Source organism: Thalassovita aquimarina (assembly GCF_018219815.1).
Classification (GTDB): Bacteria; Pseudomonadota; Alphaproteobacteria; order Rhodobacterales; family Rhodobacteraceae; genus Thalassobius; species Thalassobius aquimarinus.
Genome location: NZ_JADMKU010000011.1, coordinates 125578 through 133616 on the forward strand (window position 1 = coordinate 125578; position 8039 = coordinate 133616).

Here is an 8039-nt window from a genome sequence, read left to right on the forward strand (position 1 = left end):
TGACGGACGAGATAAAGAGACGTTCTTATTCTGTTCTTCAGCTTTTCTCTCCGCCGCAGCGGACATGGGGGCGCTGCCCCCTCTGGGCCGTTGGCCCATTCACCCCCGGGATATTTTTTGAACAGAAGAAGATTGGATATCTGGACAAATCCCCGCCACCGATTGCTAATGCGGGCATGGATTTGCATCGGAAATACCCCGCGATCAGCGACCTGAAGGCCCGCGCCCGGCGGCGGATGCCCTGGTTCGTGTTCGAATACCTCGACAGTGCCACCGGAGTAGAGGCCGCACAGGCACGCAACCGCGCCAAGCTGGACGAGGTGGTGCTGATGCCCTCGATCCTGCATGGCGAAATGGAACCGGACCTGTCGGTGGACCTGTTCGGGAAAAACCTGCCGTTGCCCTTCGGGGTCAGCCCGGTGGGGATGTCGGGGCTGTTCTGGCCGCAGGCGGAGCGGCTTTTGGCGCAGGCGGCGACGCGGCACGGAATTCCTTACGGATTGTCGACCGTGGCCAGTCGCGCCCCCGAAGACGTGGGCGATTGCCTTGATGGCAATGGCTGGTTCCAGGTCTATCCGCCGCGCTCCCCCGATATCCGCGCCGACATGTTGAAACGCGCCCGCGACGCGGGATTTTCCACCCTGGTTCTGACGGTCGACGTTCCGGTGGCCAGCCGCCGCGAACGGCAGGTCCGGTCGGGGCTGACCAGCCCGCCGCGGCTGACGCCGCGCCTGCTGATGCAGGTGGCGCGCTGTCCCGCATGGGCGCTTAGCACCGCCCGCACCGGCATGCCGCGGATGCGGCTGATCGACAGCTATGCCGAGAACGTCACCGGGCTGGGGTCGACGGAACATGCCGGTTACCTGCTGCGCACCTCGCCGGACTGGGATTACCTGAAGGCGCTGCGCGACGGCTGGGACGGGCCGTTGGTGGTCAAGGGCGTGCTGGATGCGCGCGACGTGAAACCGCTGGAGGCCGCCGGGGTCGACGCGATCTGGGTGTCGAACCATGCCGGGCGCCAGTTCGACGCGGCCCCCTCCTCCATCGAGGTTCTGCCGGCGATCCGCGCCGAAACGCGCCTGCCGGTGATTTTCGACAGCGGCATCGAGGGCGGCCTGGACATTTGCCGGGCGCTGGCACTCGGCGCCGATTTCGTGATGATGGGGCGGGCCTGGCACTATGCGCTCGGCGCGCTTGGAGAAAAGGGCCCCGAGCACCTGATCGACCTACTGACAAAGGATCTGCTATCCAATCTGGGCCAAATGGGCATCGGGAAGCTGCGCGATTTGCCGTCGCGGCTGGCCTGAACCCGCCCGCCCCTAGTCGACCGTCAAATCGCTCGGGATGCCCGACAGGGCGTCCCGCGCCGAGACGATAGGCAGTCCGGCCTTGATCCAGCCCTGACCGTTGCGACCGCCCACCATGCCTTCGGGCACGTCGAGCACATCATTTATCCCGTTTTTCCGCAGCACATCGACCAGGTATCCGCTGCGGTTGCCGGTCCGGCAGATCACGGCCACGCGGTGCGACGGATTCCGTTCCAGCAAAGCAAGCAGGATCGGCCCAAAATCCTTACGACGCATGTCGATGGGCCATGCACCTTCGGCCACCCCGGTCTGCTGCCATTCTTCCGGTGTCCGGATATCCACCAGCAGAAGGTTGCCTGCCTTGATCCCATCAAGGGCTTCCTTCGGCGTCAGAATACCCTGTTCGGCATGCCCCATGACAGGAACCGCGCAAAAGGCGCCAAGCGCCAGAACAAAACCACGACGATCAATCATTCTACGCCTTCCCTATTTCCGATGTGTTTATCACCCTCAGCGGCAAAGGCACATCACGTTGGCGCGAGCGGCAGAGCTCAGCCCCCTTAATTCGAATCTCCAAAAGCGGATGGGCCTGAAAAACAAGCTCAATTGCGCGCCGTCCCACCCGACGAACGATTTTGGCACATTGCGTACGGATCTTTACCCCCGGGCGGCGCCAGCAATCGCCGCCATTTTTTGCAATTTGGCGGTGCTATCGGCATTATGCAATAAGTGAAAAACTGCTTTACGGCCAACGGAATTTTATTCCGCCGGCAACACGCTTGACATTGGTCAGAAAATGCAACCGATATGTCGCCCAATACCGAGCGCTGCAACGCAGCATGAAAATTGTACGTATCGTACACGACCTTGAGACCGGGAGACCCTCCATGGCCGATTTCACCAAAATCCTGATAGCGAACCGAGGCGAGATTGCGATCCGCATCATGCGTGCGGCAAACGAGCTGGGCAAGAAAACCGTCGCGGTTTACGCCGAGGAGGACAAGCTGGGCCTGCACCGGTTCAAGGCGGACGAGGCATACCGGATCGGCGAAGGGATGGGACCGGTGGCGGCCTACCTGTCAATCGATGAAATCATCCGGGTGGCGAAGCTGTCGGGGGCGGACGCGATCCACCCCGGTTACGGGCTCCTGTCGGAAAATCCCGATTTCGTCGATGCCTGCACCGCCGCGGGCATCGCCTTCATCGGGCCGAAGGCGGCCACGATGCGGGCGCTTGGCGACAAGGCCAGCGCGCGCAAGGTGGCGATCGAAGCCGGCGTGCCGGTGATCCCGGCGACCGAGGTGCTGGGCGATGACATGGCGGCGATCAAGAAAGAGGCCGCCGAGATCGGTTATCCGCTGATGCTGAAGGCCAGCTGGGGCGGCGGCGGCCGCGGCATGCGGCCGATCCTGGCCGAGGACGAGCTGGAGGAAAAGGTGCTGGAGGGCCGGCGCGAGGCAGAAGCCGCCTTCGGCAACGGCGAGGGGTATCTGGAAAAGATGATCACCCGCGCCCGCCACGTCGAGGTTCAGATCCTCGGCGATCAGCACGGTGAGATCTATCACCTGTGGGAACGCGACTGTTCGGTGCAGCGGCGCAATCAGAAGGTGGTCGAACGCGCCCCCGCGCCCTACCTGAGCCAGGACCAGCGCGAGGAACTGTGCGAGCAGGGCCGCCGAATCTGCGCCCATGTGAATTACGAATGCGCCGGTACGGTCGAATTCCTGATGGATATGGACAGCGGCAAGTTCTACTTCATCGAGGTCAACCCGCGGGTTCAGGTGGAACACACGGTGACCGAGGAAGTCACCGGCATCGACATCGTGCAGGCCCAGATCAAGATCGCCGAAGGTAAGCCTTTGGCCGAGGCCACCGGCAAGACCGGTCAGGACCAGATCACCCTGAACGGCCACGCGCTGCAGACCCGGATCACCACCGAGGACCCGCAGAACAACTTCATCCCCGATTACGGCCGCATCACCGCGTACCGCTCGGCAACCGGCATGGGCATCCGGCTTGACGGCGGCACGGCTTACGCCGGCGGCGTGATCACCCGTTACTATGACTCGCTCTTGGTCAAGGTCACCGCATGGGCGCCCACTCCCGAAGCCGCGATCCACCGGATGGACCGGGCGCTGCGCGAATTCCGTATCCGCGGCGTGTCGACCAATATCGCTTTCGTGGAAAACCTGCTGAAGCACCCGACCTTCCTCGACAACACCTACACCACCAAGTTCATCGACGAGACGCCGGAACTGTTCGACTTCGAGCAGCGCAAGGACCGCGGCACCAAGGTTCTGACCTATATCGCCGACATCACCGTAAACGGGCATCCCGAAACCGAAGGCCGCGCCGAACCCTCGGCCGATATCAAGCTGCCGAAACCCCCGGTTTCCATCGGCGAGGTGCAGCCGGGCACCAAGACCCTGCTGGAGGAAAAAGGCGCCAAGGCGGTGGCCGACTGGATGCTGGCGCAGAAACAGCTGCTCTTGACCGACACCACCATGCGCGACGGGCACCAATCCTTGCTGGCTACCCGGATGCGTTCGATCGACATGATCAAGGTGGCGCCGGCCTATGCCGCCAATCTGCCGCAGCTGTTCTCGGTCGAATGCTGGGGCGGGGCGACCTTCGACGTGGCTTATCGCTTCTTGCAGGAATGCCCGTGGCAGCGGCTGCGCGATCTGCGTTGGGCGATGCCGAACGTGCTGACCCAGATGCTTCTGCGCGCCTCCAACGGGGTGGGCTATACCAACTATCCCGATAACGTGGTGCGCGAATTCGTCCGCCAGGCCGCGACGACCGGGATCGACGTGTTCCGCGTCTTCGACAGCCTGAACTGGGTCGAAAACATGCGCGTTGCGATGGATGCAGTGATCGAAAGCGGCAAGATCTGCGAGGGCACGATCTGCTATACCGGCGACATCCTCGACCCGAACCGCGCCAAGTACGACCTGAAATACTATGTCGGCATGGCGAAGGAGCTGGAAGCGGCGGGCGCGCATGTGCTGGGCCTGAAGGACATGGCGGGGCTGCTGAAACCGGCCGCGGCCCGGGCTCTGGTCAAGGCGCTGAAGGACGAACTGACCATTCCGGTGCATTTCCACACCCATGACACCAGCGGCATCGCAGGCGCCACCATCCTGGCGGCAAGCGACGCGGGTGTCGATGCGGCGGACGCGGCGATGGATGCGTTCTCGGGCGGCACGTCTCAGGCCTGCCTGGGCTCGATCGTCGAGGCGCTGCGCAACACCGACCGCGACACCGGCATCGACATCGCGCGCATCCGCGAGATCTCCAATTACTGGGAACAGGTGCGGACGCAATACGTGGCGTTCGAGAGCGGCCTGCAGGCCCCGGCCTCGGAGGTTTACCTGCACGAAATGCCGGGCGGGCAGTTCACCAACCTCAAGGCGCAGGCGCGCTCGTTGGGGCTGGAAGAACGCTGGCACGAGGTCGCCCAGACCTATGCCGACGTGAACCAGATGTTCGGTGATATCGTCAAGGTGACGCCGTCCTCCAAGGTGGTGGGCGACATGGCGCTGATGATGGTGTCCCAGGGTCTGAGCCGCGCCGATGTGGAGGACCCCGAGAAAGAGGTCGCCTTCCCCGACAGCGTGATCGACATGATGCGCGGCAACCTGGGCCAGCCGCCGGGCGGTTTCCCCGACACAATCGTCAAGAAGGTGCTGAAGGACGAGGCGCCCAATACCGAACGCCCGGGCAAGCACCTGGACCCGGTCGACCTGGAGGCCAAGCGCGCCGAAGCCAGCGCCGCCTGCGACGGGATCGAGATCGACGACGAGGACCTGAACGGATACCTGATGTATCCCAAGGTGTTCACCGATTACATGGCGCGCCACGCGATGTACGGCCCCGTCCGTTCGCTGCCGACCCGCACCTTCTTCTACGGCATGGAACCGGGCGAGGAGATTTCGGCCGAGATCGACCCCGGCAAAACGCTGGAAATCCGGCTGCAGGCGGTGGGCGAGACCAGCGAGGAAGGCGACGTGAAGGTCTTCTTCGAACTCAACGGTCAGCCCCGCGTGATCCGGGTGCCGAACCGCCTGGTCAAATCCACCACCGCCGCCCGGCCCAAGGCCGAAGCCGGAAACCCGGCCCATATCGGCGCGCCGATGCCCGGCGTGGTGGCGACGGTCGCCGTTACCGCCGGCCAGAAGGTTTCCGAAGGCGACCTGCTGCTGACCATCGAGGCGATGAAGATGGAAACCGGCATCCACGCCGAACGCGATGCCACCGTCAAGGCTGTCCATGTGCAGCCCGGCGGCCAGATCGACGCCAAGGACCTGCTGGTCGAATTCGAATAAGTGCCAGGCGGGGCGTTCTGAACGCCCCGCCTTCCCTCCTCCTGACCTGACGTCAGCACTGAAGGGTGTTGAAAACACCGGGCCTGACGTCAATCTGCGCACAACCGCGCAACAAGGAGGCACTCATGCTTACCATCACCGCCATTTACGCCAGCCTTCTGGCGCTCTTGTTCATTCTGCTCAGCGTCAACGTCATTCGCTGGCGCTTGAAGGCGCGGGTATCGGTGGGCGATGGCGGCCATCATGGGCTGGTCAAGGCGATCCGCTGTCAGGCCAATTGCGCCGAATATGCGCCGATCGGCATCCTGCTGCTGGGTATTGCGGAACTTCAGGGCGCGCCGGTCTGGGCGATGCACGTGCTGGGCGCGATGTTGCTTGGCGGCCGCATTCTGCATGCTTTCGGTTTTGGGCGCCAGCCGCAGATCGTTCCGTTTCGACGGCTGGGCATCCTGCTGACCCTGATCATGATCACCGTTGCCGCCCTCGGCATTCTGGGTCACGCGCTGATCTGACCGCAGCGCCTGGCGGGACCGAATTTTTTGCCGGTTCCGCTCATTTTCCTCTTGCAGCCTCCGGCGAGAGTTTATATCTCACGCCTCACCCAAGGACGCGGGCGTAGCTCAGGGGTAGAGCGCAACCTTGCCAAGGTTGATGTCGTGAGTTCGAATCTCATCGCCCGCTCCATTTGGGACCCCAGACAGGCCGGAACACCGGCACCCACCTGTCGAACCGGATGCGGGCGTAGCTCAGGGGTAGAGCGCAACCTTGCCAAGGTTGATGTCGTGAGTTCGAATCTCATCGCCCGCTCCAATCCCTTTCCTGCACTCTGACATTCACTTGCACCTCCGATTGATCGCTGCAGCAACCTGTTGCGGCACGCTTGATCCGTCCCGGCGATCCGATGTTGCTGTTTGCGCGAAAGTGATATCTGTATCCAGTCGGGGAACGGGGACGGCCTGTTCCCGCTCGGAACATTCTGACGAGGACGCGCATGGACCGTTCAGCCATCGTAGAAAACAACCTCTGGCGTGCCAGCAGCGCCGAACGGGTGAACAGCCACCCGCTGGAGCAGGACATCAGCGTCGATCTGGCGGTGATCGGCGGCGGCTATACCGGGTCCTCGGCGGCGCTGGAGGCGGCGCGGCGCGGCGCCTCCGTGGCGCTGTTTGAGGCCGAAACCATCGGGCATGGCGGATCGGGGCGCAACGTGGGGCTGGTCAATGCCGGGCTGTGGTTGCCGCCCGACGACGTGATCGCGACGCTGGGCGAAGGCGCCGGGCATCGGCTGATCGCCGAGTTGTCCGAAGGCCCCGCCAAGGTGTTCGGTCTGATCGAACGCGAAGGCATCGATTGCGAAGCGACCCGTAACGGCACCCTGCACCTGGCCCATGCGCCCCGCGGCCTGACCGACCTGCAGAACCGCGCCACCCAGGGCCAGAGGTTGGGCGCACCGATCCAACTGCTTGACCGGGCCGAAACCATTCGCCGTACCGGATCGGAGGCCTTTCACGGCGCCCTGTTCGACCCGCGCGCGGGCACGGTACAGCCGCTGGCCTATTGCCGCGGGTTGGCGCGTGCGGCTGGACAGGCCGGCGCGCAGCTATTCGAAAACACCCCGGTCACGGCGCTGTCGCGGCAGCCGGATCACTGGCAGATCGCCGCCAATGGTCGGACCGTCCGCGCCAAGGCCCTGCTGCTGGCGACCAACGGCTATCATCGCGATATCACCTCGCCCTTCGCGCCGCGCTGCGTGCCGGTGCATTACAGCCAGTTCGCCACCGCCCCCTTGCCCGCCGCGCTGCGCGACAAGATCCTGCCCGGCGGCGAAGGCTGTTGGGATACCGCGCTGGTGATGTCGTCGATTCGGATCGACAAGGCCGGGCGTCTGATCGTCGGCGGCATGGGCGACAGCACCGGGCCCTACGCGCCGCTGCACCGCAGCTGGGGCCGCCGCAAGCTGCGCCGCCTGTTCCCGGAACTGGCCAACATCCCCTTCGAACACGGCTGGAGCGGCCGGATCGCGATGACCGGCGACCATATCCCCAAGGTGGTGGCGTTCGGCCCCTCGGCCTATGCGATTTTCGGCTATTCCGGCCGGGGCATTTCGCCCGGCACCGTTTTCGGCACCACCGCAGCCGAGGCCCTGCTCGACAACCGCCCCGACGCCCTGCCGATCCCGGTGCTGGAGGGCTATTCCGAACGGTTCACCGCCGCCAAGGGGGCCTGGTACGAATTCGGCGCCTCGCTGTTTCACGGGCTGCCCACTTGAACCGATCGGATCGCCGACTTTTTTGCAATTGCTCGTTTGAGATTTTCACGACGCGATGCTAGGGTCAGGACTCATAGCCAATAGATGACGGTTGCAGCGAGCGCGATTGCGGAGAGGAAGACCTTCGGGCACCTG

General features: G+C 64.0%; 5 protein-coding genes and 2 tRNA genes. 6 read left to right on the forward strand and 1 reads right to left on the reverse strand.

All coding sequences use genetic code 11. From position 1 onward, the window contains the following. Nucleotides 1-176: 176 nt before the first annotated feature. Nucleotides 177-1307 (forward strand): alpha-hydroxy acid oxidase, encoded by a 1131-nt coding sequence (locus IT775_RS13255; RefSeq protein ID WP_212701597.1) that lies wholly within the window; start codon nucleotides 177-179, stop codon nucleotides 1305-1307. 12 nt (nucleotides 1308-1319) lie between these two features. Here IT775_RS13255 and IT775_RS13260 read toward each other — a convergent pair whose 3' ends face one another. Then, the gene (locus tag IT775_RS13260; protein ID WP_212701598.1) at nucleotides 1320-1781 is read right to left on the reverse strand and encodes a rhodanese-like domain-containing protein; all 462 of its coding nucleotides are present in this window, start codon (nucleotides 1779-1781) and stop codon (nucleotides 1320-1322) included. 413 nt (nucleotides 1782-2194) lie between these two features. On the opposite strand from IT775_RS13260, the gene IT775_RS13265 reads away from it, so the two are divergent. The 5 genes from IT775_RS13265 (at nucleotide 2195) to IT775_RS13285 (ending at nucleotide 7904) form a co-directional block, all read left to right on the forward strand. Continuing rightward, nucleotides 2195-5635, forward strand: a complete 3441-nt coding sequence (locus IT775_RS13265; protein ID WP_212701599.1) for a pyruvate carboxylase — start codon at nucleotides 2195-2197, stop codon at nucleotides 5633-5635. Between the two features lie 125 nt (nucleotides 5636-5760). After that, complete coding sequence (locus tag IT775_RS13270) at nucleotides 5761-6147, forward strand: MAPEG family protein (RefSeq protein ID WP_212701600.1); 387 nt, start codon at nucleotides 5761-5763, stop codon at nucleotides 6145-6147. Between the two features lie 97 nt (nucleotides 6148-6244). Further along, nucleotides 6245-6319 (forward strand) — tRNA-Gly (locus tag IT775_RS13275). A 51-nt stretch (nucleotides 6320-6370) separates the two neighbouring features. Continuing rightward, nucleotides 6371-6445, forward strand: a tRNA-Gly gene (locus IT775_RS13280). A gap of 181 nt (nucleotides 6446-6626) precedes the next feature. Further along, nucleotides 6627-7904 (forward strand): NAD(P)/FAD-dependent oxidoreductase, encoded by a 1278-nt coding sequence (locus IT775_RS13285; RefSeq protein WP_212701601.1) that lies wholly within the window; start codon nucleotides 6627-6629, stop codon nucleotides 7902-7904. Nucleotides 7905-8039 lie beyond the last annotated feature (135 nt).

Bases quoted from the DNA above. Each gene is read 5' to 3' on its own strand.
- IT775_RS13270 (WP_212701600.1), top strand. From the start codon at position 5,761: ATGCTTACCATCACCGCCATTTACGCCAGCCTTCTGGCGCTCTTGTTC.
- IT775_RS13265 (WP_212701599.1), top strand. From the start codon at position 2,195: ATGGCCGATTTCACCAAAATCCTGATAGCGAACCGAGGCGAGATTGCG.
- IT775_RS13285 (WP_212701601.1), top strand. From the start codon at position 6,627: ATGGACCGTTCAGCCATCGTAGAAAACAACCTCTGGCGTGCCAGCAGC.
- IT775_RS13255 (WP_212701597.1), top strand. From the start codon at position 177: ATGGATTTGCATCGGAAATACCCCGCGATCAGCGACCTGAAGGCCCGC.
- IT775_RS13260 (WP_212701598.1), bottom strand. From the start codon at position 1,781: ATGATTGATCGTCGTGGTTTTGTTCTGGCGCTTGGCGCCTTTTGCGCG.